At 52.0% G+C, this 26004-nt stretch carries 21 protein-coding genes and 2 pseudogenes; 7 read left to right on the forward strand and 16 right to left on the reverse strand.

Annotated features, from left to right (window positions below; genetic code table 11):
• From MES37_RS15425 to MES37_RS15440, 4 genes and pseudogenes are all read right to left on the reverse strand, one after another.
• Positions 1–746: pseudogene (locus MES37_RS15425) on the reverse strand (alpha-mannosidase); the annotation flags it as partial.
• Positions 747–776: 30 nt separating this feature from the next.
• Positions 777–1880 (reverse strand): PTS fructose transporter subunit IIC, encoded by a 1104-nt coding sequence (locus tag MES37_RS15430; protein ID WP_121815238.1) that lies wholly within the window; start codon positions 1878–1880, stop codon positions 777–779.
• Positions 1881–1893: 13 nt separating this feature from the next.
• Positions 1894–2217 (reverse strand): PTS fructose transporter subunit IIB, encoded by a 324-nt coding sequence (locus MES37_RS15435; protein ID WP_064545121.1) that lies wholly within the window; start codon positions 2215–2217, stop codon positions 1894–1896.
• Positions 2214–2675 (reverse strand): PTS sugar transporter subunit IIA, encoded by a 462-nt coding sequence (locus MES37_RS15440; protein ID WP_064545119.1) that lies wholly within the window; start codon positions 2673–2675, stop codon positions 2214–2216. The genes MES37_RS15435 and MES37_RS15440 overlap by 4 nt, the downstream gene beginning before the upstream one ends.
• Before the next feature lie 375 nt (positions 2676–3050).
• Between MES37_RS15440 and MES37_RS15445 the strand changes: the two genes are divergently transcribed.
• Together MES37_RS15445 and MES37_RS15450 are read left to right on the forward strand one after the other, a co-directional pair.
• Complete coding sequence (locus tag MES37_RS15445) at positions 3051–5474, forward strand: DUF3772 domain-containing protein (protein WP_064545115.1); 2424 nt, start codon at positions 3051–3053, stop codon at positions 5472–5474.
• 216 nt (positions 5475–5690) lie between these two features.
• The gene (locus MES37_RS15450) at positions 5691–6065 is read left to right on the forward strand and encodes a hypothetical protein (protein WP_208111309.1); all 375 of its coding nucleotides are present in this window, start codon (positions 5691–5693) and stop codon (positions 6063–6065) included.
• A gap of 362 nt (positions 6066–6427) precedes the next feature.
• On the opposite strand, the gene MES37_RS15455 is transcribed toward MES37_RS15450, so the two are convergent.
• The 4 genes from MES37_RS15455 to MES37_RS15470 all read right to left on the reverse strand — a co-directional run bounded on the left by MES37_RS15455 (position 6428) and on the right by MES37_RS15470 (position 13583).
• Positions 6428–8227, reverse strand: a complete 1800-nt coding sequence (locus MES37_RS15455; protein WP_064545105.1) for a carbon starvation CstA family protein — start codon at positions 8225–8227, stop codon at positions 6428–6430.
• 774 nt (positions 8228–9001) lie between these two features.
• Positions 9002–10246: a c-type cytochrome gene (locus tag MES37_RS15460; RefSeq protein WP_237931923.1), complete on the reverse strand. Its 1245-nt coding sequence runs from the start codon at positions 10244–10246 to the stop codon at positions 9002–9004.
• Complete coding sequence (locus tag MES37_RS15465; protein ID WP_064545101.1) at positions 10243–10797, reverse strand: (2Fe-2S)-binding protein; 555 nt, start codon at positions 10795–10797, stop codon at positions 10243–10245. Before MES37_RS15465 ends, MES37_RS15460 begins: the two co-directional genes overlap by 4 nt.
• A complete protein-coding gene (locus MES37_RS15470; protein ID WP_064545099.1) occupies positions 10794–13583 on the reverse strand; it encodes a xanthine dehydrogenase family protein molybdopterin-binding subunit in 2790 nt (929 codons plus the stop codon). Before MES37_RS15470 ends, MES37_RS15465 begins: the two co-directional genes overlap by 4 nt.
• Before the next feature lie 202 nt (positions 13584–13785).
• Here MES37_RS15470 and MES37_RS15475 point away from each other — a divergent pair, with 202 nt between their 5' ends.
• Together MES37_RS15475 and MES37_RS15480 are read left to right on the forward strand one after the other, a co-directional pair.
• The gene (locus MES37_RS15475; protein ID WP_237931925.1) at positions 13786–14376 is read left to right on the forward strand and encodes a nucleotidyltransferase family protein; all 591 of its coding nucleotides are present in this window, start codon (positions 13786–13788) and stop codon (positions 14374–14376) included.
• On the forward strand, positions 14363–15331 hold the full coding sequence (locus MES37_RS15480; RefSeq protein ID WP_237931926.1) for an XdhC family protein: 969 nt from the start codon (positions 14363–14365) through the stop codon (positions 15329–15331). The genes MES37_RS15475 and MES37_RS15480 overlap by 14 nt, the downstream gene beginning before the upstream one ends.
• A 46-nt stretch (positions 15332–15377) precedes the next feature.
• On the opposite strand, the gene MES37_RS15485 is transcribed toward MES37_RS15480, so the two are convergent.
• The 6 genes from MES37_RS15485 to apbC all read right to left on the reverse strand — a co-directional run bounded on the left by MES37_RS15485 (position 15378) and on the right by apbC (position 20472).
• Positions 15378–15848: a DUF1456 family protein gene (locus tag MES37_RS15485; protein WP_064545093.1), complete on the reverse strand. Its 471-nt coding sequence runs from the start codon at positions 15846–15848 to the stop codon at positions 15378–15380.
• 68 nt (positions 15849–15916) lie between these two features.
• The gene (locus MES37_RS15490) at positions 15917–16186 is read right to left on the reverse strand and encodes a Txe/YoeB family addiction module toxin (protein WP_237931929.1); all 270 of its coding nucleotides are present in this window, start codon (positions 16184–16186) and stop codon (positions 15917–15919) included.
• Positions 16170–16433, reverse strand: coding sequence for a type II toxin-antitoxin system Phd/YefM family antitoxin (locus MES37_RS15495; RefSeq protein ID WP_064545089.1), 264 nt, complete (start codon positions 16431–16433; stop codon positions 16170–16172). Before MES37_RS15495 ends, MES37_RS15490 begins: the two co-directional genes overlap by 17 nt.
• Positions 16434–16489: 56 nt before the next feature.
• On the reverse strand, positions 16490–17218 hold the full coding sequence (gene btsR / locus MES37_RS15500; protein ID WP_237931931.1) for a two-component system response regulator BtsR: 729 nt from the start codon (positions 17216–17218) through the stop codon (positions 16490–16492).
• Positions 17212–18900, reverse strand: coding sequence for a sensor histidine kinase (locus MES37_RS15505; RefSeq protein WP_133522074.1), 1689 nt, complete (start codon positions 18898–18900; stop codon positions 17212–17214). The genes btsR and MES37_RS15505 overlap by 7 nt, the downstream gene beginning before the upstream one ends.
• A 459-nt stretch (positions 18901–19359) precedes the next feature.
• Positions 19360–20472, reverse strand: coding sequence for an iron-sulfur cluster carrier protein ApbC (gene apbC / locus MES37_RS15510; RefSeq protein WP_064545083.1), 1113 nt, complete (start codon positions 20470–20472; stop codon positions 19360–19362).
• Positions 20473–20635: 163 nt separating this feature from the next.
• On the opposite strand from apbC, the gene metG reads away from it, so the two are divergent.
• Positions 20636–22669, forward strand: a complete 2034-nt coding sequence (gene metG, locus MES37_RS15515; protein WP_064545081.1) for a methionine--tRNA ligase — start codon at positions 20636–20638, stop codon at positions 22667–22669.
• Positions 22670–22792: 123 nt separating this feature from the next.
• On the opposite strand, the gene MES37_RS15520 is transcribed toward metG, so the two are convergent.
• The gene (locus MES37_RS15520; RefSeq protein ID WP_064545079.1) at positions 22793–24013 is read right to left on the reverse strand and encodes an MFS transporter; all 1221 of its coding nucleotides are present in this window, start codon (positions 24011–24013) and stop codon (positions 22793–22795) included.
• A gap of 235 nt (positions 24014–24248) precedes the next feature.
• On the opposite strand from MES37_RS15520, the gene ybjG reads away from it, so the two are divergent.
• Together ybjG and deoR are read left to right on the forward strand one after the other, a co-directional pair.
• On the forward strand, positions 24249–24857 hold the full coding sequence (gene ybjG, locus MES37_RS15525; RefSeq protein WP_121815231.1) for an undecaprenyl-diphosphate phosphatase: 609 nt from the start codon (positions 24249–24251) through the stop codon (positions 24855–24857).
• A gap of 90 nt (positions 24858–24947) precedes the next feature.
• Positions 24948–25715, forward strand: a complete 768-nt coding sequence (gene deoR / locus MES37_RS15530; protein WP_133521915.1) for a DNA-binding transcriptional repressor DeoR — start codon at positions 24948–24950, stop codon at positions 25713–25715.
• 134 nt (positions 25716–25849) lie between these two features.
• Here deoR and MES37_RS15535 read toward each other — a convergent pair.
• Positions 25850–26004 (reverse strand): annotated as a pseudogene (locus MES37_RS15535) (serine-type D-Ala-D-Ala carboxypeptidase); the annotation flags it as partial.

A 26004-nucleotide genomic window follows, 5' to 3' on the forward strand; every position in this document is an offset into this window, starting at 1 on the left:
GGGCTACTTATCTGGTAGTGTCGTTCATCGTCGCAGGCATTGAATTGCTTCACCAGATCCGGCAGATTCTCACGCATCGGAGCCTGATCAAAACCGTGCGGGTAAAGCAAGTTTACACGGTCACTACGCGCTTCAATCGGTGACATTTTTTCATTCAGGAAGGTCGCCATTTTTTCCGGAGTTTCATCAAGAAGCCCACCATAGTGGTAACCCCATGGCATCTGCACTGCAAAGATCCGATCGCCGTTTTCACCCTGCCAGACAAACTCGGTTTCCCGCAGCGTGTTGTCCGCGATACCACGCCAGAAAAGCGCGTGGTGAATACCGAACTGTTTGTAGATCTGCGGCATATTGCCACCCTGACCAAAACAGTCAGGAACATAGCCCAGAGCCATGCTGCTGCCCGCATCAGTAGCGACCTTAATTCCATACCAGAGGTTGCGTACCAGCGACTCTTGATGAATAACCAGCTGATCGGTTTGGGTGTACCACGGTCCCGTGAGCAGACGTTTTTCAGCAATTAACTTAAACAATACATCTTTGTCTTCCGGAGCCCACTGCAAATAGCTTTCAATTAACGCACTTTGCGCATCCAGCAGGTAACAGGGAAAGTCATCGTTATTCTCCAGTATACGAATCACATTTTTGATGTGATTAAAGAGATAAATACGTGAACGCGATGATGTGAAATACCACTCCTGATCCCAGTGAGTATGGCTGTAAATATGGACAATTTTATTTTTCATACCAATCTCCCATTACGCAAAGTGCAAAACTTAATCAAATTTTATTTCAATCTCTTCAGTAGGATTATTACTGGATTTAATACCTGACTCTTCATCATTGAAATTCACCAGTAGATTGGCCCCAAAAGCAATAACAGCAGTGCCAACCAATGCACCAATGAAATAAGCCCACGGGTTTCCAACGGTGAAACCACCATATAGCCCACCCAACGGTGGCATAATTGGATAAGCTTTTAATAACGCAACGGTAACCGCCCCCAGAGTCCCTGCCAGAACATTAAGAGGAATTAACCGCGCCGGGTTGCGCAGGGTGAAGGGAATGGCACCTTCGGAGATCCCCAGAATCCCCATAATAATCGAACCATTGCCAGCTTCTTTCAGCGTCTGATTAAAGTTGTCAGGGCGTAAAAAACGAGCAGCCGCGTAGCCTAGCGGTGGAATAATAATGGCGACATTAACCAGAATAGCCGGAAGATATACGCCGCTCAGGAACAAAACATTTGCTGTTCCCCATGCCGCTTTGTTAACCGGCCCGCCGAGATCAAAGCAAATCATCCCGCCAAGGACAGCCGCCAGCACAACTGTACTGGTGCCATCTTTCGTCATCTGCTGAACCCAGGCCATCAGCGAGGTGTTCAGCCAGCTCAGCACATCCCCGAGCAGCAATAACATCACCAGTACCTGCAAGCCAACGGTGATAAATGGCAGAATAATCAGCGGGACGGAGCTTGCCGCCGAGCCGGTAATTTTTATCTTACGTGCGACCCACTCAGATGAATAACCGGCCAGCAAACCACCCAGCACTGCGCCGATAAAACCAGAGCCGGTTAGCGAGGCAATTAGGCCAGCAGTAAAACCGGAGGCCAGACCCTTTTTACCTGCCACTGAATAGGCAACATAGGCACCGAGAACATAGTTCATTAGCCCAATAATTTTAAATCCAATGTCCTGCGTGAGGTACAGCCAGTTTGCCAGTCCATGGCTATTAGCGAAGGCATCAAGATTAGACTCACCGATCGCCAGACCGATAATTTTGGCAACCGCCACCATCAGGGAACCGGCAATAATAACTGGCAGGGCAAAGGAAATACCCGTCATAAGATGATTCTTTATCTCTATCATTAATTTCTTCATGACATCACCTTGGTTATTTATTCAGACGAGCCTCAACAGCCGAAACGCATTTCGTTATGACATCAGATGCATGGCTAACACATTGGCCTATCTTTACCCGAATAATGACTTTCCCGGCGAAGCGTTCTTCTTCTTCAATGGTACGGTCAGCAGCAATAAGTACGAAATCTGCAGCTTGAATATCATCATCGGTGATTCTGTTCATGATCCCCATGGCACCCTGTTGCTCTATTTTTATCTGATGCCCCAGACGCCCTCCCTCTTTTTCCAGGGATTTGGCTGCCATCGGAGTATGGGCTAAACCAGCAATACATGATGTGACGCCGACAATATTCATACTTCCTCCTCAATAGCGATACGCGATTTCATATACTGAAATAGTTCGTCTTCATCGTTGACCGCAAATAAACGCGCTCTGAATTCGTCATCAACGATTTGGCTTGCAAGGCTATTAATAATTTGTAAGTGCAGCAATTTCGCTCCAGATTCAGGAACCAGCAGGCCAAAAATAATTTGTACTGGAAGATCGTCCAGACTTTCCCAATCAATGGGATTTTGCAGACGAATAAAAATCACCCCGGCATGGGAAACATTGGCAGTTTTAGCGTGGGGAATAGCAATCTGGCTTTCAAAACCCGTCGAATATTGATTCTCCCGCGCCCAAAGATCCGCTTCAATTTTATTAGCATCTTCGGCCCACCCTTGTGCGACAGCATGTGTCGCCAGGAAGCAAAAAATTTCCCGCTTATCCCTGAATGTTTTATTTAAGAAAATATTATCACGAGTAATGAGCATATACGTCTATCTCCAGCAACGTATTATTGTAATTAGGCTGACTGATATACTAGAGCATATTGTTCATGCAAAAAGAGAGATATTTTCCGCCTGGAAGAGGAAACGAATTATGTGGGGAGGCAAGAAAAGAGAGATCCGAGTCAAAAAAGCATACTGGTTTGTGATGCGCTCCATATTTATTTGTCACCAATTAAAAAATAGTACCATTACAAAACCAGTGGCCGATTAGCAGAGCAACACGGTTCATATGGCCGCCAACCTGACGCCATCGGGAACATAAATAGACTTACTCTGATTGGCATCCGCTAAATTCCGAGTATCCTTATCCGCTTGTCTCCAATTTCTGTCTTTTCGATATCCCGGAAAATTCTTTCTATGCGTAAACCATTAAGAATGCCGCTGCTCTTACTGGCATTGCTATCTTGTTTGATGATGACCCCATTTCTTTCTCAGGCTGATGACGCCGCCGGGCAATCTGCTACGGAAGAACCGGTTAAGGTCAACGCCAGCACTGAGTTACCTGCGTTGCAAAAACGCCTGGATTCACTCAAACAGCGCGTCTCGACTGCGAAAGCGGACAAACAGTTCACCACCCTGAATGACGATGCGCTAAAACTGGTCAGTGATGCGGATAAGCTCGCCGTTGCTTTGGCTCCGCAGTTGGCACAGATTCAGGGGCAACTGGATGTGCTTGGGCCAGCCCCGGCACCGGGTACGCTGACGGAAACACCGCAGGTTGTCAGCCAGCGCAAACAATTGAACAACAGTAAGGCCTTGCTCACCACGCAAATAGAGCAAAGCAAAGCCATTGCCGTGGGGGCGCAAAACCTCTCATCACAAATTTCAGGGCTGCGTCGTGACGCGCTGAAAACCCAAATCGCGCTTAACACTGGCAGTATTCTTGGCGAGAACTTCTGGTCGCCAGTCTTTGACCCAAGCGATAAAGATGCCTCGCGTTTCGACGATTTCGGCACACAAGTGAGTGCGGCCTGGCATCAGGCCTGGAGCGACGACTGGCGTTTTGGGAGCGCAGTTTATCTGCTGCTGGCGTTAGCCATTGGGCTATTTGGCCGCAAAGCGCTGGACAAGCCAATGAATTGGGTGCTGCCTCGCTGGCTGCCGCAAGGCCGTTTTCGTCGCAGTTTCCTCGCCTGCTTTACCACATTAAGCACCACGCTGACGCTGGGTATCAGCATGCAGTTGTTGTGCTATACCCTGACCCGCCTGCCTGACACCTCGCAATGGGTGCTTGAATTTGCCGACCAGATGGTCGAACTGACCTATTTTTCAGCGGTGATTGCTGGCCTGGGTATCGCGTTACTGTCAAATAGCCATCCTTCCTGGCGTCTGCCGGGTATTGCCGACCCACTGGCGAAAACGCTGGCCTCGTTCCCAATTTTGCTGGCAACCTTCATCTTTATCTTTGGCATCATCGAACAGTTGAATGCGTTAGTCGGTGCCAGCATTGCCGCCACGCTGTTTGGCAACGGACTGGCGGCCTTACTGGTGGCGCTCAATTGCCTGATTGCACCGATTCGGGTGAACAGGATCCGCCGAAAAATGAGTGCCGAAGGCGAACAAACCGAGGCCCGCTCGACGGTTGCCGGTCTGATTCATCTGGTCATTAGCCTGACCGCCTTCGTTATCCTGATGGCATTGCTGATTGGCTACATTCCGCTGGCGCGCTTCGTCACGTTCGAACTGCTGTGGATTGGCCTGGTGGTTTGTAGTCTATATCTGCTGATTCATTTCGTGGTCGATTTATGTGAAGCGGTCTTTTCACCAACCACCCAGAGCGGGAAGCTCCTCAAAAGCACGCTGAGCCTTAATGACCGCCATCTCTCGCTTGCCGCCACGCTGTTCTCCGCTTTAGGCAAAACCAGCCTGTTGGTGATGGCCGCCGTTGCACTGTTGAATGGCACCTTCGGCACCACGACGCCGATGGAGTTGCTGATCAAAATTGCCGAAATATGGGGCGGTAAAGGTCTCGAAGGGATGAATATTATCCCGGCACACGCCGTTAACGCCGTGTTGTGTCTGGCTGTCGGCTGGTATGTACTGCGCTCAACACGCCGCTGGCTGGATAACGATTTCCTGCCAAAAACCAATATGGACAGGGGCCTGCGTGCCTCGCTGGTCACGCTGTTCACCAACGTCGGCTACGTGCTGATTATCATGCTCACGCTGTCGATGCTGGGCATTGAATGGAACAAACTGGCGTGGATCGTCAGTGCCTTGTCGGTAGGTATCGGTTTTGGTTTACAGGAGATAGTGAAGAACTTTATCTCCGGCCTGATTCTGTTAACTGAGCGCCCGGTGAAAGTGGGAGATTTGGTGAGTATCAGCGGCGTTGAGGGCGATATTCGCCGTATTAACGTGCGCGCCACCGAGATCCAGTTAGGTGACAAATCCACGGTTATTGTGCCCAATTCACAGCTTATTTCGCAGAACGTGCGTAATGCCACGATGGGTAACGCGCAAGGCGTGGCAACCATTACGCTGACCTTCCCGCTGGATATCGACCCGGAGCAAGTGCGTAATTTGCTGCTCGAAGCCTATAAGCTGCATGAATCTATTCTGGAAAACCCCGCGCCGTCAGTCAGCTTTAAAGAGCTGGGGCCAACCGGGATTGTGCTGAGTGTCACCGGTTATGTGAATAGCCCACGTATGGTCAGCTCAACGCGTAGCGACCTGCTGTACGAGATCCTTAAAATGCTACGTGCAGCAGGGATAAGCCTGAGCCAGACACAAACGATGGTTCTCGAACAACCTGCCCCTAAACGCGCAACTGAAGAATAAGAGCCTGGCCGCAACGCCTGAAACGCGTTGCGGCTTTATTCTCTGCTCCCTCAACACATCAATATTAAGAATTTTTACCCCCTCAACTCATTCACCAATTTGATATAAGTCAATATCGTATCTGGCGCACGGCAGCATTATCTCGCACCGGAAATATTCCACTTCTCGACTTCACCACGGTGAAGATTGAGCACGATAATGATAAGAGAGTTAATGATGAGCAAACTAAAAACGATGGCGCTGGTTCTGGGTTTTGTCGCCTTTTCCGCGAGTGCCGCATTGCCGCTGTTTAACGGCAAAGGTCATCCGGGCGAAGTGCATATCGACCAGGGCGGCCCGGTTTATCTCAACGGTAAACAGATGAAGCTGAAGAAAGTAAACGATAACTACTATGAAGCCACCGGCCAGGGCGTAGTGTTGTCGATTGCTATTTCTCCAGATGGTAGCGCGGGTGTTAGCTGGACCGGTAAAAACCGTGCGAACGGTATGATCATGCCAGCCGGTGAAGCTTCCGCTAAAGGCCCTTCAGGCCGTGAACTGGATTGCAGCCGTGCTGATTTGACCAACGCAGAAATGAAAGCCTGCCAATAAAAAAACCGGTCATGGAAGACCGGCTTGAGACTGATGACAAACTTCTTCGTAGGTTGGATAAGCGCAGCGCCATCCGACACAACTGGCGTAAATGGTGGATGACGCTGCGCTTATCCACCCTACAAAACACATTTATCACCCTTTGTCCGCAATCTGAAACCGGTCATGGAAGACCGGCCTGAGACTGATGACGAAACTTCTTCGTAGGTTGGATAAGCGCAGCGCCATCCGACACAACTGGCGTAAATGGTGGATGACGCTACGCTTATCCACCCTACAAAACACATTTATCACCCTTTATCAGCAATCTGAAACCGGTCATGGAAGACCGGTTTTTAGTACTGCTTAAATAACGACTTAAGTTATGACAACAATTCAATCGGCTCTGAGTTGCCGCGAGCACGCCACAGCACAAACCAGCGTTGAATCGACGCTACCATAATCACCAGCCCCAACGCGACCATCACAATCGAAATCGTACCGTTGAAGATGTTGAAGCCTTTAGCTGCGCTATTGAAGTAAACGTTCTTCACCATCCAGTAGGCGGCATAGTTTACGGTCACATACAGATACGACAGCGGGATCAGACAGGTCAGTACGTACCAGCGTTTTTCCGACATACGCAGAATAATGGTCGCACCGATCATCAGGCCAATGGAAGCCATCAGTTGGTTCGATACCCCAAACAGCGCCCACACTGAGTTGATGTCACCGGAGTTCAGCAGATAACCCCACAACACGCAGGCCACGATGCTGCAACCAATTGCGCCAGGCATCCAGTTGGTGCGTTTCAGCGGAGACCAGATGTCGCCGAGGAAATCTTGCAGCAAGTAACGCGCAACACGGGTACCGGAATCTACCGCAGTCAGGATAAATACCGCTTCAAACATGATGACGAACTGGAAGAAATACGAGGCTAAATGGCTGAACCACGGGATACGCGTGAAGATGTCTGCCATCCCGACTGCCAGAGTCACTGCCCCACCGGTACGCCCGTATAAATCCAGGCCGATGGATTCGCTAAGCTGTGGCAGATTGACCACATCCATGCCAAGACCGGCAAAGACTTCAGGTGTCGCGTTGATGGCGAAGTAATCCGCAGGATGCAGAGCGGTTGCCGCGATTAACGCCATCACACCGACCACACATTCAGCCAGCATCGCACCGAAAGCCACTGGCAGGATGTCGTTCCATTTATCGATTTGCTTCGGCGTGGTACCGGAACCGATAAACGCGTGGAAACCAGAAATCGCGCCACAGGCGATGGTGATAGAGATAAACGGCCAGACTGGGCCTGCTAATACCGGGCCGTTACCGTGAATAAATTGCGTCACCGCCGGGAACTGAATTTCCGGGTTAATGAACACCACACCAATCACCAGCGCACCGAATACGCCGATTTTCATAAAGCTGGAGAGGTAACCACGCGGCGTAAGCAGCATCCACACAGGCAGTGCGGTGGCAAAAAATGCATAGAATGGCAGAACCAAACTGACGGTAGATGCGCGGAAACTCAGCCATTCACCGAAAGCAGATTCCTGAATATACGGCCCTGCAATCACACAGGCGAAAATCACGATAATACCAACCCAGGTTGCACCACGCATGCTGCCGGTGAAACGCTCCCACAGACCGACACCAATCGCCACCGGGATGGTCATGAACACCGCGAAGGTGCCCCACGGGTTACGTTCCAGTGCGTGAACCACCACCATCGACAAACCTGCCATGGTAATCGTGATGATAAATAACATCGCCAGGCCAGTACACCAGCCGGCTACAGGCCCCAGCTCCGCTTTCGCCACTTCTGAGAGTGACTTACCGCGGTGCTTCATGGAGGCAAAAAGTACCACGGTATCGTGTACCGCACCGCCCACCACGCAGCCAATTAACAGCCATAAGAAGCTTGGCAGATAACCGTATTGTGCTGCCAGCACCGGGCCGACCAACGGACCAGCGGCGGCAATCGCCGCAAAGTGGCTGCCAAAGTTAACCCATTTTTTAGTTGGGACGTAATCTTTGCCGTCCTCAAGAATATGTGACGGTGTGATTTCCGAGTCATCGGCATTCAACACTTTACGGACGAAAAACACCCCGTAAAGGCGATAGCAGATAGCCAGAATACACAGGGTCGCGATAACAAACGTTAGTGCGTGTTGCATAACCCACTCCAGTGCCAAAGATAAAAAGTTCAGCGATATGCTGGCATAGGGTGGGAGTGCAATGAGCGGGAGTTTTAGTGAGTGGTCAAATGGCGGGATAAGCGGTTAGATATGGGGAGTAAGTGGTATAGCCTATGGCGGAGCGGCGATTTTCCGTTCACCTGAGGGGAGCCTATGGCGGATCGGTGATTTTCCGTTCACCTGAAAGTTATTTGATCCCACATAGATTAGTGAACGGTGAACGTATCAAGGGGTTTACGCCAACCCCTTGATAATCCAGGCGTCCGGCAAGTCAATCGCCGCTGCGCGGTAAACCTCCATTTTGCCTCCGTGTCCGGGTCGGTTGCGATTCGCTCCCGGCGATCGCGCCCTCCAGCCGTTCCCGACGGCTGGACCCGGCCACCTGGAGTCAAAACGGAGGCGATTGAAGCCGGAACCCAAGGTCAACTTCAAAACCAAAACCAACAGACCACACCGCGCTGGTTTTGACCTTGTTCCCGGCTTCAATCGCGCCGTTTTTTACCCTTCAGTCGGGGTCACGTGGTCGGGAACCACGTGAGAGAGCGATCGTCCGGAACGAGTCGCGAACGACCCCGAATGTTGGGTGAAAAACGGTGTTTACCGCTTGCGGCGATTGATTTGCCGGGCGACGGGGTCGTAAGGGGGATGTCGTAATCCCCCTTACACGTTCACCGTTCATTGATATTTATGGGGAAGGAGAACTTCCAGGTGAACGGAACACCGCCATACCCGGCATAGGCCCCAACGCCCAGTTTACTTCTGCGCTGCCCGCAACGCTTTCACCTGCTCCGCCGTCACATCCCCCGGCAAACCACCCCACGTCACGCGCAGGTAATTCACCAGTTCAGCAACTTGCTCATCGTTCAAGCGGTCACCGAAACCAGGCATACTCTGCATACTTTCTCCGTTCGGGAAATTCTGCGCTGGCAGGCCGTCAAGTACTGAGACAATCAGGTTTTTGGCATCTGGCTGGCGCAACGTGGCGTTGTTGAGCATCGACACCGCCACGTGCGGTTTGCCCTCGCCTTCACGTGCGTGGCAACCGGCGCACTGGTCGAGATAAGTCATGCGCCCTGCTTCGTTACCTTTGCCCAGTGGCGCTGGAACCGCAGCAGGAGGCGTTTCGCCCATCAGATACGTCGCCATCGCTTTTTGGTCTTCAGGCGTCAGATGCTGGGTGCTGAGGTCGACCACCATGTGCATTTCGCTAAACGCGCTGCCCTGCGGGGCAAAGCCAGTGGTGAGGAATTGTTTCACATCGTCAGGCGTCCAGCCACGTTGTGCTAACGCTTTTGGCGTAATATCAGGAGCCATAAAGCGCCCTAATTCCCCGCCTTGCATCGCTTTATCCAGCTTCATCTGTCCGAGTAACCCACGCTCGGTATGGCATTCACCGCAATGCCCCAGCACATCTGCCAGATAACGCCCGCGCTGCCAGTCGGCAGAATTACCTTCAGATATCGCCGGTAAAGGATCCTTGTTATGGAACAGAATATTCCAGCCAATCAGCGCGATACGCTGGTTGAACGGGAAACTCATTTCGTTATCTGGTGTTGCCACATTGACGGCCGGGCGCGTCATCAGATACGCGTAAATGTCATCTGAATCCTGGCGCGAGATATTTTTGTAAGAGGTGTATGGCATCGCCGGGAACAGGTGACGCCCGGTCGGGGTCACACCTTCGGTCAACGCTTGATAGAAATCGTCCTTCGTCCAGCGACCAATGCCGTTATCCGCAGAGGGCGTCAGGTTGCTGCCATAAATGGTGCCGTAAGGGGACTCTAACGGATAGCCGCCCGCCAGTGGTGCGCCGCCAGATGCGGTGTGGCAAGCCGCGCAGTCAGCGGCTTTTGCCAGATAACGACCACGTTCGATTTGTTCCTTGCTGGCGGTCACTTTCTGCACCGGGCCGTCATACGTGCGGTATTCCCGCCAGTACAAAATCGCCACAATAATGACGACAATCGCCAGCACAATTAGCGCAAGACGTTTTTTCATTTCACCGCCTCCTTCACTAATCCTGGCGTTTTCAGCACCACATCACGCACCGCTTCGTAGTAGCGCACGTAGCCGGTACAGCGGCAGATATGGTTTTCCAGCGCAGTAGAAATCGCCCCTTCCAGTTCTTCACGGGCAATCGGTTCGCGCTTGAGTTTTTCAACGAAAATCGTCGCCGCATTGACAAAGCCCGGTGTGCAGTAGCCGCACTGGAAGCTGTAATGATCGAGGAAAGATTGCTGAATTGGTGAAAGCTCGACCACTTCGCCTTGTTCATCAACTTTGGCGTGGCCTTCAACGGTGCGCACTTTTTTGCCGTTAAAGAAATGCGCGCCGGTGATGCAGGTGCGCACTTCTTCGCTGGTGCCGCTTGGGTTATCAACAATCGCCACGCAGGCGTGGCAAATCCCCTGCCCGCAACCCAGACGTGAGCCGGTCAAATAGACATATTCATGCAGGAAATCGATCATCATCAACCCTTCAGGCACGTCGATTGGGCCGTACGATTTGTTGTTGATGGTCAGCGTCATTGGTTTAGTTTTGATGCTCATGGTAATACCTCACGAATATTTTCAGCACGGACAGGCAAATCACGGAAACGGTGGCCGGTGGCGTCGGCGATGGCGTTAACCAACGCGGCAACCACTGGGATCATCACGACTTCAGCCATACCTTTTGGCGGGTCGGTTTCCGAAAGCGCAGGCAGCACATCGCCAGTCTGTTTCCAGACCGCAACGTCGCTGGCACGCGGCAGGTGATAACGGTTGAAGTTCCATGTGCCGTTGCCGGGTCCGTCTTCATAAAGCGGTAAATATTCGTGTAGCGCGTGGCCGATACCCATCGCCAGCCCGCCCTGCAATTGCCCGGAAACCAGCTCCGGGACGATTAAATTGCCGCACTCCATAATCGAGTGGTGATTCAACAGTTCGACTTCGCCGGTCGCCAGGCTCACAGCCACTTCAGCCAGCGTGCCGACTGCGCTGTAATAGGTTACAGAGGCGTTATTACGCTGGGTTGGCGGATAGTAAACATGTTCGCGGGCAAGTGTGGTGAATTCACCGTTGCCGTTACGCACCGACAGGCCGTCAATCGGCAGGCGTTTGCTTTGTCCGCCAATGTTGAAATCGGCTTCGGCCCACTGCCAGCGGTTAAAGACGTGTACCGTCGCACCGGTCATCAGCCCCATTTCGTGGGCTTTTTTCGCCAGCAGTTCGAGGCTTAAAATTTCCATGCCAGCGGCAGTTAAACCGCCTTCTACCCAACGAGCGTCTTCGATACGCACCACTAATGGTGCAGCCTGACCGCCGCCAATACCGGTGGTCCAGATAGACATTGCCGCAGGCCACAAGCCGTGTTCAAACACCAGGCGCGCCGCTTCACGCGTGCTGTGGGAGAAGTAATATGCTGAGTTACTGGCGCTGGATGGCGAACAGTAAGACGGCGACCAGGAAGGGTTCGCCGCCAGTTTGTCCTGTTCTTCCTGCGACATAATGTACGGGTCGCCGCTGGTGACAACCGGCAGCGTGCTCCAGTCCGTGACCGAGAAATGCGCTTCGTCCGCAGGTTTCCCCAGCCATTGTGCGCACAGCACCGATTGCGAAGTCGACATGCCGGTTCCCATTTCCGCGCCGCTGTGATGCAAAGCTATGCGCCCGTCAGCACTGACTTCTACCCGCGCAAACGAGGTTTCCGCACCGGTGCCAAAATCTTTTTGTACACAACCAAAGCCCACGCCAAAGCGCTTGCCGGGGTTCTTCATTTCAAATTCAGCTTTGCGTTCAGCACGTTTCAGCCACATCTCATGTTTTGCAGCTTTTGCCAGCACTTCATCCACACGAATCGCCCCAGCCGGGATCGCCCCCTGGGTGTTTTTCATGCCCGATTTCAGCGCGTTGCGCATACGGAATTCAATCGGATCAATCTTCAGTTCTGCAGCAATTTCATCGACCATCATTTCGGTGGCGGCCATGCTTTGCAGCGTGCCGTATCCGCGAGCGGAACCGGCATCAATAGCGCGAGAAGCAATGCCCACCGCCGATAAATCACTTTTCGGGAAGTAGTAAATGGACTGCGCCGCCGTTGCACCAACCATCGACACAGACGGCGTAAAGTTGCTGCGCCCGCCGCCGTTGGCCGTCATATCGCCAAGGAACGACTGCATGATGCCGGTATTTTTGTTGACCGCGATGGTGTAATTCATGTCAAAGGCGTGGCGTTTGAGCGAACTCTGGAACTGCTCGTAACGGTCGTTCGCCAGGCGCACCGGATGCCCGTCGCCATACATTGCCGCCACCGCGCCGTAATACGGGAAGTTGTAGTGATCTTTGGAACCGTAACCGACGGTGTAACACGGATGCAGAATCAGCTGTTTCACCGGCGTGGTGCGTTTTGCCAGCATGCGCGGCATTTCGTCAGCCACTTCCTGCGGGGATTGCGTTGGCACAACTAAATGCAAAGTTTGGGTCGCTTCATCGAACCAGCCGTTGGCGTTATCTGGCTCAAGTGCCGCGGTATCGATAGATTGGGTGGTGTAACGGCGAGACATGACCAGCCAGTCTTGTGGCGGATTTTTCAGTTCGTCAGCAATTTGGCCTGCGTAGAACATCCCTTCTTCATCGAGTTTGCCGCCTTCACGCCCTTCCGGCCAGACCGGCAAATGCCTTCTCATCGACAACGGGAAAATCGGCATATCTTTCAGACTGGAGAAATGGTCGTCATCTTGCGAAGTTGCGCCACCGACACGCACGAAACGGAAAGTGCCCCAGGGGTCACGCTCCAGCGGGCCAGTTTCAGCGCCGTATTGGATCACTTCGTCTTTGAATTTCAGTTTATCTTTGGCAAAACGGAAGCGAGCAAAATCGTGGTAGATCAGAATAGCGACCGCTTGCCCGAGGTAAGCTGGCGTTTTGCCGGTCGGCAGGAGCATGTCTTCGCCGTAAAACGCCGGGAATGCCAGGCCATCACGCGCCAGATCAACGGCTGTGACAACGCGATCCGGTTTCAGGTCATCGCCTAATAGCGAGAGATCGATACCATTAAACAGCCTGTCGGCTTTGGTGGTACGCAGAATAAAAGCGTGCGCCTGTTTCTGCGGCCAGTGCGGCATATCGACAGCGCGAATATCACGCGCAAAAACTTTATGCCCCATGACTTTCGCCCGGCCATCAATACGGAAACGGATGCGCTTGTTTTTCGCATCCCAGTTCGGAGACTGGAGAATTTTTTGCTCAAATAGCGCGGCATAGGCTCGGCTATAGAGAGGGGCGAGATAGACCGCGACTCCGGCAACCACCGCGCGTTTAATAAAGCTGCGCCGTGATGGATTAAAATTGCTCATAAAACATCCCATTTAAATTATTATTGTCTTTTTTTCAAACAATTGAGTGTATTTTCAACGTATTTCCGTAGTGAATATAAGTATATGTATTTAACTTAAATCATGTGAGAATTAACATCTCATTTTCATAAAAAAAACATTGTTGCGCAAATCATTGGCGTTTTGGCGCAAATAGAAAAGCACTGAGGAATCAGTCTTGAACATGAAAGCTGGCATTATTATCACCGCAGCCGGGCGTGCAGAGCGCTTCAAAAAAGCGGGTGGACAAGGCAATAAACTCAATGCGTTGCTCAACGATGGCAGCGTGTTTGCGCAAACACTGCACCATGCTCTGGCTTCTGGCCTTGCGGTTCATGTGGTGACGCGTCCGGAAAATAGTGAAATTCAAGCGTTGTGCCGCGCACATCAGGTTCCCTTTACGCTTATCGCGAGCAGCGGATTGGGCGAGTCGATTGCTGCTGGTGTTTGCGCAACCCCACAGTGGCATGGCTGGCTGATTCATCTGGCGGATATGCCGTTTGTCCCCCCTTCTGTTTTTGTCGAAGTGGCACAGGCTCTGGAATTTCACCCTTTGGTGCGCCCTTATGTGAATGCACAACCTGGCCATCCGGTGGGGTTTTCACCGGCCTGGTTTGGCAAGCTTTGCCAGTTAACCGGTGACAACGGTGCGCGGGAATTGCTGCATGGTGAAACCATTCATTTTATCGAAGTTAAAGATAGCGATTCACAGCGCGATATCGACCTCCCCTCACAACTGGCTCAACGGAGTGAGAAAAATCATGCAGCACCTTGATATCAGCGTGGTCCGCCAGGCGTGTATCTGGCTTGTTCAGCAACCGGTTTGGTTGTGTACGGTATTAAGCACTTATGGTTCATCGCCCCGTTCACCAGGAGCCTTGATGGTCGCCACCGCCGATCGGCGTTTTTGCGGTTCGCTTTCCGGTGGCTGTGTAGAAGAGGATTTTTTACAACGTATTGCGCAAGGTGAGTATCAACAAGCCAGCCAGATTGTGCGTTATGGCGAAGGAGGGCTGGAACCAGGGATAGCACTACCCTGTGGCGGCGTGCTGGATATTTTGGTCGAATACCTGCCTGCTACGCCGGGAAATGTGGAATATCTCGAAAAAATGCATCAGGCGCTGAATGGCCATTTTGCGCTGGAAAAATGCCTGACGTTGCCTGAGCCTTGCCGCCATCTGGAAGTGAAAGAATTCGCTGATATGACCCAGGTTGCACGCGATGGACAACAGGTGACACTGCATATTGCCGCCGCTCCACGCCTGCTGATTGCCGGGTTGTCGAGTGTGGCGCTGTATTGCGCCGAGTTTGCCAGTGCGTTGGGTTTTGAAGTGTTAGTTTGCGAGAACCGTCCAGAAGTGCTGGAAAACTTTGCCGCCCAGCTAAAAGCTGACATTACGCTGCTGAAACAGTTTCCGGCTAACTATCTTGAGCAACACCCCTGCCACGCTAATACCGCGATTGTCGCGTTGACCCACGATCCGCGCATGGATGACCTGACGATGATGGAAGCGGTGAATACACCCGCATTTTACATTGGTGCGATGGGGTCGCAAAAGAACAGTGCGCGCAGGCTTGAGCGCTTAGAAAAACTTGCGGAGTTAAGCACATCAGAGCTGCAACGTATTCACGCGCCCATTGGCTTGCCGCTTGGCAGCAAGACACCCGCAGAAATTGCTCTGGCGGTGATGGCGGATATCGTGAAACGGAAAAACGAAGCTCGGGGATAATTTTTTTTGGGCGGATAAGCGTAAGCGTCATCCGCCGCAATAAGGCTTACTTCTTCGCGACGTGCACGCGAGCAGTTAAACCACGCAGGAAGTAACGCAGGAACTGGTCGCCACATTCGCGGAAGTTTTTGTTCTCTGGAGCGCGCATCATCGCGGTGATTTCTGGCATTGAGATGCGGAATTCCTGGGTGGTCAGAATTTCCAGAACGTCGTCGGTTTTCAAATCAAACGCAATACGCAGCTTTTTCAGGATGATGTTATTGGTCATCTTGCGTTCAATTTTCGGTGCAGGTTTGCTTTCATCTTTACCGCGTTTGAAGTAAATCAAACCGTTAAGGAAGTTCGCCATCAGGATGTCTGGACACAGTTTGAAGTTCTCTTCATCTTCTTTTTTGGTCCAGGTTACGATTTGCTCAGCAGTCACGGCAGTGTCGGTCAGGGCGAAAATTTTCACCATATCGTCGTTGCCCAAATTCAGCATGTAGCGCACGCTGCGTAATACGTCGTTATTCATCATAGTGATGGTTCTCTCGTTCTAAATCTTGAAAGCGGGCAGTATATAGCGTTCTGAAGCTGTGCGCAGATTTAGTAATGCAGGCGACACTGGAAAATGGTGAGCAGATCGTCGCTAACACTATAAACCAGACGATCGGCCTCGTTTATCCGCCGGGACCACAACCCACTGAGGTTTTCACGTAACGGTTCAGGTTTTCCTAAACCATCAAAAGGATTTCTTTGCGCATCTTCAATCAGTTTATTAATGCGCTTTAACGTCTTTCTATCTTGCGTTTGCCACCATAGATAATCATCCGAGGCGTGATCGGTCCATGCGAGTAATCTATTCGTTGTCTTCATCAATAATCTCTCTCCGTGAGATTTTACCTGCCTGTGCCTGCGCCATTGATTCCATCAGGCGTGTCGCATTTGCCGGAGAGCTGAGCAAATGAACGGTTTCCATCAAGGAATTGTAGTAATCCAACGACATCACTACCGCATCTTCAGCATCACGGCGGGTGATAACTGTAATATCGGCATTGTCCACAACGTCATCAAGAACGGTTTTGAGCCGATTACGCGCCTCAGAAAATGTAATAACCTGCATGTAAGCTCCACTTGTGCAATTTATTGTACAAGTATAGGCCGGTGAGTGGATAAAAACTACATCGCTTTTAGCCCCAACGCCTCTTTCAGGCTTTTTAAATAGCGGCGGCTGACCGGAACGGATTGCCCGTCGCGCAGCATTAGCTCTGCCTGGCCGCCATCTTCAAAACGGATCTCTTTGAGGTGCTTCATATTGACCAGATATTGCCGATGGCAGCGTACCAGGGGAGTGCGGCTTTCCAGCGTACGTAATGTGAGTTCAGTAAATCCTTCAGTACCTTGCGCGTTAGTGACATACACACCGCTCATCCGGCTACTGGCAAACATCACTTCTTCCATTTGTAGCAGGTAGATGCGGCTCTGCCCGGTACACGGGATAAATTTGAGATCTTCCTGGTTTGGTGCCAGCAGGGTGATGTCTTGATCGATGCGTTCATGGCGCAAACGGTGCAAGGTTTTCTCCAGCCGTTTGCTGTCTATCGGTTTGAGCAAATAGTCAAGAGCATGTTCTTCGAATGCCCGTACCGCGTATTCATCAAACGCGGTGAGAAACACGATGTACGGTCGCTGTTCAGGGTCGAGCATGCTCGCCATTTCCAGGCCGCTGATGCGTGGCATCTGAATATCCGCAAACACCACGTCAGGGTGCAAACGATGCACAGCACCAATCGCTTCAACTGCATTACCGCACTCTCCCACAATCTCAATGTCAGGCTCGTTTTGCAGCATGATGCGCAAGTTTTCACGCGCCAGCGGCTCGTCGTCGACAATCAGTACTTTTAACATGGGGTTTCCTCCAGAGGTAAACGTAGGGTAATACGGGTAAATCGGTCTGCTTCCATATCCACTTTAATACCGCAGTCATCGCCGTAGCGGGCTTGCAGGCGTTTATCCACCAGGCTCATACCCAGCCCGCTGGCACTGGGGTTTTCCTGATATAACCCGGCGTTGTCTTCCACAGACAAGTGCAGATGTTCGCCTATTTGACAGGCGTTAATGGTAATTTCTCCCACCCCGAGCAGTTGCGAGGTGCCGTGTTTAATCGCATTTTCGACAATCGGCTGCAAAGTGAAGGCGGGTAAGCGAACCAGCGCCAGCGCCTGCGGAACATTCAGTTGCACGCGTAAGCGCGACTGAAAACGTGCTTGTTCGATTTGCAGATAGGCGTTCACATGCTCGATTTCATCGGCAAGTGTCACTATCTCGCTCGGGCGCTTTAAGTTTTTACGGAAGAATGTCGAGAGATATTGCACCAGTTGGCATGCCTGTTCGTTATCGCGGCGGATCACCGCCACCAGCGTATTCAGTGCGTTAAACAGGAAATGCGGGTTGACCTGCGCGTGGAGTAGTTTGATTTCTGATTGCGTGAGCATCTGCTTTTGCCGTTCGTACTGCCCCGCCAGAATCTGTGCGGATAACAGTTGTGCGATGCCTTCGCCAAGCGTGCGATTAATCGAGCTGAACAGGCGGTTTTTCGCTTCATACAGTTTGATGGTGCCAATCACGCGGCTGTTTTCGCCGTACAGTGGGATCACTAACGTTGAGCCAAGCTTGCAGTTTGGATGCAGCGAGCAGCGGTAAGGTACTTCGTTACCATCGGCATACACCACTTCACCGCGTTCAATGGCCTGCCAGGTGTAAGCCGAAGAAATCGGGCGGCCCGGCAGATGGTGATCCGCGCCAATGCCGGTAAACGCCAACAACTTTTCATTGTCGGTAATCGCGACGGCACCGATATCCAGCTCCTGATGCAGTACCTGCGCCACTTTCATGCTGTTTTCCTGGTTAAACCCCTGGCGCAAAATCCCTTCGGTGGAGGCCGCGACTTTCAACGCCGTGGCAGAAAATGCAGAGGTGTATTTTTCAAGCATCGCGCGTTTGTCTAGCAAGATGCGCATAAACAGCGCGGCACCGACGGTGTTGGTCACCATCATCGGCGCGGCAATACTTTTCACCAGGTTGAGTGCGTCAGCAAACGGGCGTGCAATCAGCAGAATAATGCCCATCTGGAAGAATTCAGCCAGCAGCGTGATACCACCGGCGGTCAGCGGGTTAAACAGCAAATCGCTGCGCCCACGGCGAATCAGCAAGCGGTGTAACAAGCCGCCGAGCAAGCCTTCAACAATGGTAGAAAACATGCAGCTCAGCGCGGTCATGCCGCCCATGGAATAACGATGTAGCCCACCGGTTAGCCCGACCAGGCCACCCACCAACGGCCCGCCGAGCAACCCGCCCATCACCGCGCCGATCGCTCGCGTATTGGCGATGGAGTCGTCAATGTGCAGACCAAAATAGGTACCCATAATGCAAAAAATGGAGAAGGTGACGTAGCAGAGTAATTTGTGTGGTAAACGAACGGTGACCTGCATCAGCGGGATAAACAGCCGCGTTTTACTCATCAACCAGGCGATAACCAGATAGACGCACATCTGCTGAAGCAGCAGTAACACCAGGTTAAATTCGTACATTGCGCCCGCCGTTGAGTCTTTGAGGGCGCGTAACATACAACGTTCACGCTTAACTTTCTTTGAAGGGTTTCAATAATTATTGATTTTGGGAATAAATAGCCCTCACCCCGGCAATTTTGTCAGGTTGAGCTCTGTAAGATGAGAGGTTTTTCCGTTCACCAGTGTGTTCAGTTATCTCTTTAATTCCCGAAAACGGTGAACGTGCCAGGTGGCTCACGCCAGCCCCCTGGCAACCCCGGCGCTCGGTGATTAAATTGCCGGGAGTCCGGGTTCTTAGGGTGGCGACGGTGGTCACCCTAAGACGTTCACCGGTTCAGTGGCTATGTGAAACACTGAACACTGGGTGAACGGAACTGTCTCCCGACTCGCGCAGATGTGACTAAGAGACAGCCCCTGGAGAGGGAACTCGGTTTTCTCCTTCTCCCTCAGGGAGAAGGTTGGGATGAGGGGGGTAGAAAATTACACCGCTCTAAACGCGATATCCGCCGGGATCACTTCACCCTGCCAGTAAAGCGTTGAGGCCACACTTCCCGCCAGTTGGCGGTAGATTGCAGTAAATTCGCTTTCCGGACGGCTGACCACTGTCGGTTTACCGGCATCAAGATCTTCACGCAACGTAATGTGCAATGGCATCTGCCCCAGCAATTTGGTGTGGTATTGATCCGCCAGTTTCTGCGCACCGCCGGTGCCAAAAATCGCTTCGTGATGGCCGCAGTTACTGCAAATGTGCATGCTCATGTTCTCAACGATGCCCAGTACCGGCACGTCGACTTTCTCGAACATGACGATGCCTTTGCGCGCATCAATTAACGCAATATCTTGCGGCGTGGTGACCACCACAGCGCCGGTAACCGGAATGTTTTGCGCCAGCGTTAACTGGATATCACCCGTACCCGGCGGCATATCCAGCACCAGGTAATCTAAATCCGGCCACATGGTTTCTTGCAGCATCTGCATCAGCGCTTTGCTGGCCATTGGGCCGCGCCACACCATGGCGTTTTCGTCTGTGACCAGGTAACCGATGGAGTTGGTTGCCAGACCATGCGCCACAATCGGCGTCATGTGTGTGCCGTCCGGTGAGGTTGGGCGTTCGTGTTCTGCACCCAGCATGGTCGGGATTGATGGGCCATAAATATCCGCATCCAGAATCCCGACTTTCGCCCCTTCGGCAACCAGCGCCAGCGCCAGGTTGACTGCCGTACTCGACTTGCCAACCCCACCTTTGCCAGAGCTGATCGCAATAATATTCTTCACGCCGTTAATGCCAGGGTGGTTTTTCACGCGCTTTAACGTGGCGATGTTATGGCTGAGTTTCCAGTCAACCGCTTTTGCGCCGGTGATGCGCAATAAGTCTGAGCTGCATTGCTCTTGTAAAGCCTCAAAACCACTACGCCAGGCGAACGGCATCAACAGCTCGACGTGTAACGTGTCATCGAGCATCGCGACATGATGCAGGGCTTTTAGGGCGGTCAGATTATGTTTGAGGGTGGGGTGCTGAAAATTGGCCAGTGTCCCGGCGACCATAGCGCGTAGCTGCTCGGGGGATTTGCTTGCCTGGGATTGAGAGTTCATCCCGACTCCTTATGTTTTTTTATCGGACATTGCAGTTTGTTAAGCATACCAGAAGCCATCCGGCGCGATAAAAATTTCCTTGTGCACCTTGTGTGGTTTACCGCGGGGCGGCACTCGGTTAACATCTAAAGCCCTTTTCTCTTTAGAAGATGCAATTTCTACTATGGCTCAAACCGCGAAAAAATTATTGGTAACGTGCGCACTTCCGTACGCTAACGGCTCAATCCACCTCGGTCATATGCTGGAGCACATTCAGGCTGATGTCTGGGTCCGTTACCAACGAATGCGCGGAAACACGGTCAACTTCATCTGCGCAGACGATGCCCACGGCACACCTATCATGCTGAAAGCACAGCAGTTAGGCATTACACCAGAGCAGATGATTGCCGAAATGAGCCAGGAGCATCAGACTGATTTCGCTGGTTTTAACATCAGCTATGACAACTATCACTCTACGCATAGCGATGAAAACCGTGAGCTGGCGTCGCTGATTTATGGCCGCCTGAAAGAGAACGGTTTTATTAAAAACCGCACCATTTCTCAGCTCTACGATCCGGAAAAAGGCATGTTCCTGCCGGATCGTTTCGTCAAAGGCACCTGCCCGAAATGTAAAGCTCCAGACCAATACGGCGATAACTGTGAAGTTTGTGGCGCAACTTATAGCCCAACCGAGCTTATCGACCCGAAATCGGTGGTGTCTGGCGCAACGCCTGAAATGCGTGATTCCGAGCACTTCTTCTTTGATTTGCCATCGTTTAGCGAAATGCTGCAAGCCTGGACCCGAAGTGGTGCGCTGCAAGAGCAAGTGGCGAACAAAATGCAGGAGTGGTTCGAGTCTGGCCTGCAACAGTGGGATATCTCCCGCGATGCGCCTTATTTCGGCTTCGAAATTCCTGGTGCACCGGGTAAATATTTCTACGTCTGGCTGGATGCGCCAATCGGTTACATGGGTTCGTTCAAAAACCTGTGTGACAAACGCGGCGATACCGAAAGCTTCGACGAATACTGGAAGAAAGATTCCACCACCGAGCTGTATCACTTCATCGGTAAAGACATCGTTTACTTCCACAGCCTGTTCTGGCCAGCCATGCTGGAAGGCAGCGGTTTCCGCAAGCCGACCAATTTGTTTGTCCACGGTTATGTGATGGTCAACGGCGCGAAGATGTCCAAATCGCGCGGTACGTTCATTAAAGCCAGCACCTGGCTGAACCATTTCGATGCCGACAGCCTGCGTTACTACTACACCGCGAAACTGTCCTCACGTATCGACGATATCGACCTGAATCTGGAAGATTTCGTGCAGCGTGTGAATAGCGACATCGTCAACAAAGTGGTCAACCTGGCTTCCCGTAACGCAGGCTTTATTGCCAAGCGTTTTGACGGACAACTGTCTGCACAAATCGCTGACCCGGCGTTGTACAAAACCTTCACCGATGCGGCGCAGTCAATTGGCGAAGCGTGGGAAAGCCGCGAATTCGGTAAAGCCGTGCGTGAAATTATGGCGCTGGCCGACGCAGCAAACCGTTATGTCGATGAGCAAGCACCATGGGTAGTAGCAAAACAAGAAGGCCGCGATGCCGACCTGCAAGCCATCTGCACCATGGGCATTAACTTGTTCCGCGTGTTGATGACCTGGCTGAAACCGGTTCTACCTACGCTTTCTGAGCGAGCTGAAGCCTTCCTGAATTGTGAACTGAGCTGGGATGGCATCAACACCCCGCTGGTGAACCATAAAGTGAATACCTTCAAAGCGTTGTATAACCGCATTGAGATGAAACAGGTTGAAGCGCTGGTTGAAGCCTCGAAAGAAGAAGTGAAAGCGACAACGGCACCGGTAACTGGCCCGCTGGCGGATGACCCGATTGCTGAAACTATCGCGTTTGATGATTTTGCCAAAGTGGATTTGCGTGTTGCGCTGATTGAGAAAGCAGAATTTGTTGAAGGTTCTGACAAGCTGCTGCGTCTGTCATTGGATCTGGGCGGCGAGAAACGTAACGTGTTCTCGGGTATCCGTTCTGCTTATCCTGATCCCGCCGCACTTGAAGGCCGTTTGACGATTATGGTCGCCAACCTGGCACCGCGTAAAATGCGCTTCGGCATCTCTGAAGGGATGGTGATGGCAGCAGGTCCTGGCGGGAAGGATATCTTCCTGTTAAGCCCGGATAGCGGCGCACAAGCGGGTATGGCTGTTAAGTAATTTGTCCCCTCACCCCGGCCCTCTCCCAAAGGAGAGGGAGGAAACCGGACTCCCCTCTCCCTCAGAGTGAAAACCGGCTATCCCCTCTCCCTCAGGGAGAGGGTTAGGGTGAGGGTGGTTTTGCTACGCGTCAGTGCGATTACCCACACTCTTATCTTTCAAAAACACGAACATCAAACCCAGCCAGATAACCCCACCCAACAAATTCAGCAGGCTGAACAAACCATTGCCACCAAACAGATAAGCATGCTTACTCACCTCGATACCAACGGTGAAAATTAGCATCTGCAACATACCCATCGCCGCCGAGACAGTACCTTTGCTCATATCACTGGCGAACAGTGTCAGACGCACCAGGCCTGCGTTGGCAAGGCCAATACCAAAGGCGTAAATACTCAATCCGGCCGTCATCCATAGATACGCATGGGACGATGCTACGGTTGCTACAGCGGCAACCACCAGCCCCGGCACAATCCACCAGCCGCCAAGAATAATCAGCGAGCGTACGCTACGGCGTGAGGTTAAACGCGCCAGCACCAGGTTACCCAGAATCAACGCGCCAAAGATCGGCACTTGCAGCAACCCGTATTCGTAGGTCGACAGTTTTTCACCGCTGATAATGATAATCGGTGATTGCGCAATCCACGCCAGTAGCGGCAGGCTAACAAAACCAATCGCCAGCGCGCCTGCAACAAAACGCCCGTTGCTCAGCACCAGCTTGTAATCATGGCCTAAATCTCGCAGCGAGAGCTTCTCACCCAGACGCGTCGCAGTTTCCGGCATTGCACGGTGTAATCCGTAAAACGAAAATGCCGCCAGCGCCGCAAACAGCACAAACATGGTTTCCCACGGCGCGTAATGAATCCACGCGGCACCGACCAGCGGGCCAAGCAATGGAGCGATTAGCGCCACATTCGCCATTAGCGCGGTGATTTTTATACACACCGCTTCCTCGAAGGATTCCTGGATTGCGGCATACCCCACCGCGCCAATAAAGCACAGGCTGACGCCCTGTAAGAACCGCAAGAAGGTAAATTGCTCGATATTCTGCGCCAGCAGCGTGGCAAGACAGGTAACGATAAACCACACCACGCCGGTCAACATCACCGGGCGACGGCCAATACGGTCTGATAGCGGCCCGAGCAACCACTGTAAAAACATCCCGCCCGCCAGATAGGCCGTCATGGAGGTCGGCACCCATTCGATTCCCGCATTGTATTGCTCAACAACCGCCAGCATGCCTGGCTGGATCATATCGTTGCCGATATAGGTCGAGAATTCATAGAGCACCAGGCACAGCGGGAACAGCAATGCCTGGCGACCCAGTCGCTTATTATTTTGCATGAGTTACTCAGAAGGATAATGACTTGAAGAAACGAAAAACATGCGCAGTTTAATAAATTGCCAGCGCAGTAGATAGTCATTGTTGCAAACAACCGGTCGATTGTTCTGTGGTTTAAGGTTCTCTTAATATCCTCTACATAATCTGTAAATTCTCTTTTGGCTCCAGGTGCCCGAGCAAGGCGCAATGAATTTTTAGCCTGGCGCTATTTTTGCTGGTTTAGGGACTTAAAACATTATGCTCGAACAACTCAATCAGGCACTTTTCTTGCTGATTAACGCCACGCCAGAATCACCCGAGTGGCTAATTAAGCTCGCGATTTTTATCGCCAAAGATTTGATAAGCATCGTGCCGTTGCTGATTGCCATTCTTTGGTTGTGGGGCCAACGCCAACACATGGCGGCCCAACGAATGATGGTTATCAAAACCGCTTTAGCTCTGATTATCAGCGTGTCGTTATCGTGGATTATTGGCCATCTCTTCCCGCATGACAGACCGTTCGTCACTGGATTTGGCTATAACTTCATGCATCATGCGCCGGACGACTCGTTCCCGAGCGACCACGGCACGGTGATTTTCACCTTCGCGCTGGCATTTTTGCTCTGGCATCGTGTGTGGTCGGGTGTGCTGTTGTTTGCCATCGGTTGCGTCATCGCCTGGTCGCGAGTTTATCTCGGCGTGCACTGGCCGCTGGATATGCTCGGTGGGTTGCTGGTCGGACTCTGTTCTTGCCTGCTGGCACAAATGGTATGGAACCTGCTTGGCAAACAGATGTATGCAAGCCTGCATCAGGCTTATCGTTTCTGTTTTGCCCTGTTCATCCGCAAAGGCTGGGTGCGTGACTAACTGTTTTTGCAAAGGTAAGATGCGTTAATTAACGCCCTCACCCTAACCCTCTCCGCCTGGAGAGGGCACAAAAAGGTTTAGCTGCTCATCATGGAAACCCGGCGCGACGAACGCATCAACCGCCTGATTCAGGCGCTTAAACGCAGCGACAAAATTCACCTCAAAGAAGCATCTGCTTTGTTAGGTGTCTCTGAAATGACCATTCGCCGTGACCTGAGCAATGACGCTGGGCCGGTCGTACTGCTGGGCGGTTATGTGGTTCTCGAACCCCGTAGCGTCACCGCCAATCACTATCTGCTAAGTGACCAGAAAACCCGTTGCATTGAGGAAAAACGCCACGCTGCACGCCTCGCAGCGGCACTGGTGCGCCCGCATCAAACGGTATTTTTTGACTGCGGCACCACAACGCCGTACATCATTGAAGCCATCGATGACTCTCTGGAATTTACCGGCGTTTGTTATTCGTTAAACACTTTTCTGGCGTTGCAGGATAAACCCGGCTGTCGGGTGATTTTAAGTGGCGGTGAATTTCACGCCAGCAATGCGATTTTCAAGCCGATTAATTTCCAGGAATGCCTGAATAATTTTTGCCCGGACATCGCTTTTTTCTCAGCGGCAGGCGTTCACCCTCGTCATGGCGCAACCTGTTTTAATCTTGATGAATTACCCGTAAAAAACTGGGCATTAGCGATGGCACAACAGCGTGTACTTGTCGTCGACAGCAGTAAATTTGGCAAAGTTCGCGCAGCCTGCATGGGGCCACTTTCCGCATTTGATTTGCTAATCAGCAACGAACAACCCGACGCCGAGTTTGTGGCGTTTGCCACGGCGGAAAATCTTGCCCTGCAATGGAAATAGCAAAATAGTCCTCCAAAATAATTCGAGTCGCAGAAAGGCGGCAAAGGAGTGAAGCCCCAGGAGCTTACATAAGTAAGTGACTGGGGTTCACGAGTGCAGCCAACGCATCTGCGGCTCGAAGTATGAAGGAGGGATTAGGCAAACCAGCTGCCGAACCACGAATGGAACTTCATCATCACAAAGTCCCACATCCGGCTAAAGAAACCACCCTCTTCCACTGGCTGCATCACCATTAACGGACGCTGTTCGATTGACTTGCCGTTAAGCTGGAAATCGATAGTCCCGACAA

This window comes from Buttiauxella sp. S19-1 (assembly GCF_022134725.1).
GTDB classification, from domain to species: Bacteria; Pseudomonadota; Gammaproteobacteria; order Enterobacterales; family Enterobacteriaceae; genus Buttiauxella; species Buttiauxella ferragutiae.

Coding starts and splice junctions, on each gene's coding strand:
- MES37_RS15430 (WP_121815238.1), bottom strand. CDS start 1,880: ATGAAGAAATTAATGATAGAGATAAAGAATCATCTTATGACGGGTATT.
- MES37_RS15435 (WP_064545121.1), bottom strand. CDS start 2,217: ATGAATATTGTCGGCGTCACATCATGTATTGCTGGTTTAGCCCATACT.
- MES37_RS15440 (WP_064545119.1), bottom strand. CDS start 2,675: ATGCTCATTACTCGTGATAATATTTTCTTAAATAAAACATTCAGGGAT.
- MES37_RS15445 (WP_064545115.1), top strand. CDS start 3,051: ATGCGTAAACCATTAAGAATGCCGCTGCTCTTACTGGCATTGCTATCT.
- MES37_RS15450 (WP_208111309.1), top strand. CDS start 5,691: ATGAGCAAACTAAAAACGATGGCGCTGGTTCTGGGTTTTGTCGCCTTT.
- MES37_RS15455 (WP_064545105.1), bottom strand. CDS start 8,227: ATGCAACACGCACTAACGTTTGTTATCGCGACCCTGTGTATTCTGGCT.
- MES37_RS15460 (WP_237931923.1), bottom strand. CDS start 10,246: ATGAAAAAACGTCTTGCGCTAATTGTGCTGGCGATTGTCGTCATTATT.
- MES37_RS15465 (WP_064545101.1), bottom strand. CDS start 10,797: ATGAGCATCAAAACTAAACCAATGACGCTGACCATCAACAACAAATCG.
- MES37_RS15470 (WP_064545099.1), bottom strand. CDS start 13,583: ATGAGCAATTTTAATCCATCACGGCGCAGCTTTATTAAACGCGCGGTG.
- MES37_RS15475 (WP_237931925.1), top strand. CDS start 13,786: ATGAAAGCTGGCATTATTATCACCGCAGCCGGGCGTGCAGAGCGCTTC.
- MES37_RS15480 (WP_237931926.1), top strand. CDS start 14,363: ATGCAGCACCTTGATATCAGCGTGGTCCGCCAGGCGTGTATCTGGCTT.
- MES37_RS15485 (WP_064545093.1), bottom strand. CDS start 15,848: ATGATGAATAACGACGTATTACGCAGCGTGCGCTACATGCTGAATTTG.
- MES37_RS15490 (WP_237931929.1), bottom strand. CDS start 16,186: ATGAAGACAACGAATAGATTACTCGCATGGACCGATCACGCCTCGGAT.
- MES37_RS15495 (WP_064545089.1), bottom strand. CDS start 16,433: ATGCAGGTTATTACATTTTCTGAGGCGCGTAATCGGCTCAAAACCGTT.
- btsR (WP_237931931.1), bottom strand. CDS start 17,218: ATGTTAAAAGTACTGATTGTCGACGACGAGCCGCTGGCGCGTGAAAAC.
- MES37_RS15505 (WP_133522074.1), bottom strand. CDS start 18,900: ATGTACGAATTTAACCTGGTGTTACTGCTGCTTCAGCAGATGTGCGTC.
- apbC (WP_064545083.1), bottom strand. CDS start 20,472: ATGAACTCTCAATCCCAGGCAAGCAAATCCCCCGAGCAGCTACGCGCT.
- metG (WP_064545081.1), top strand. CDS start 20,636: ATGGCTCAAACCGCGAAAAAATTATTGGTAACGTGCGCACTTCCGTAC.
- MES37_RS15520 (WP_064545079.1), bottom strand. CDS start 24,013: ATGCAAAATAATAAGCGACTGGGTCGCCAGGCATTGCTGTTCCCGCTG.
- ybjG (WP_121815231.1), top strand. CDS start 24,249: ATGCTCGAACAACTCAATCAGGCACTTTTCTTGCTGATTAACGCCACG.
- deoR (WP_133521915.1), top strand. CDS start 24,948: ATGGAAACCCGGCGCGACGAACGCATCAACCGCCTGATTCAGGCGCTT.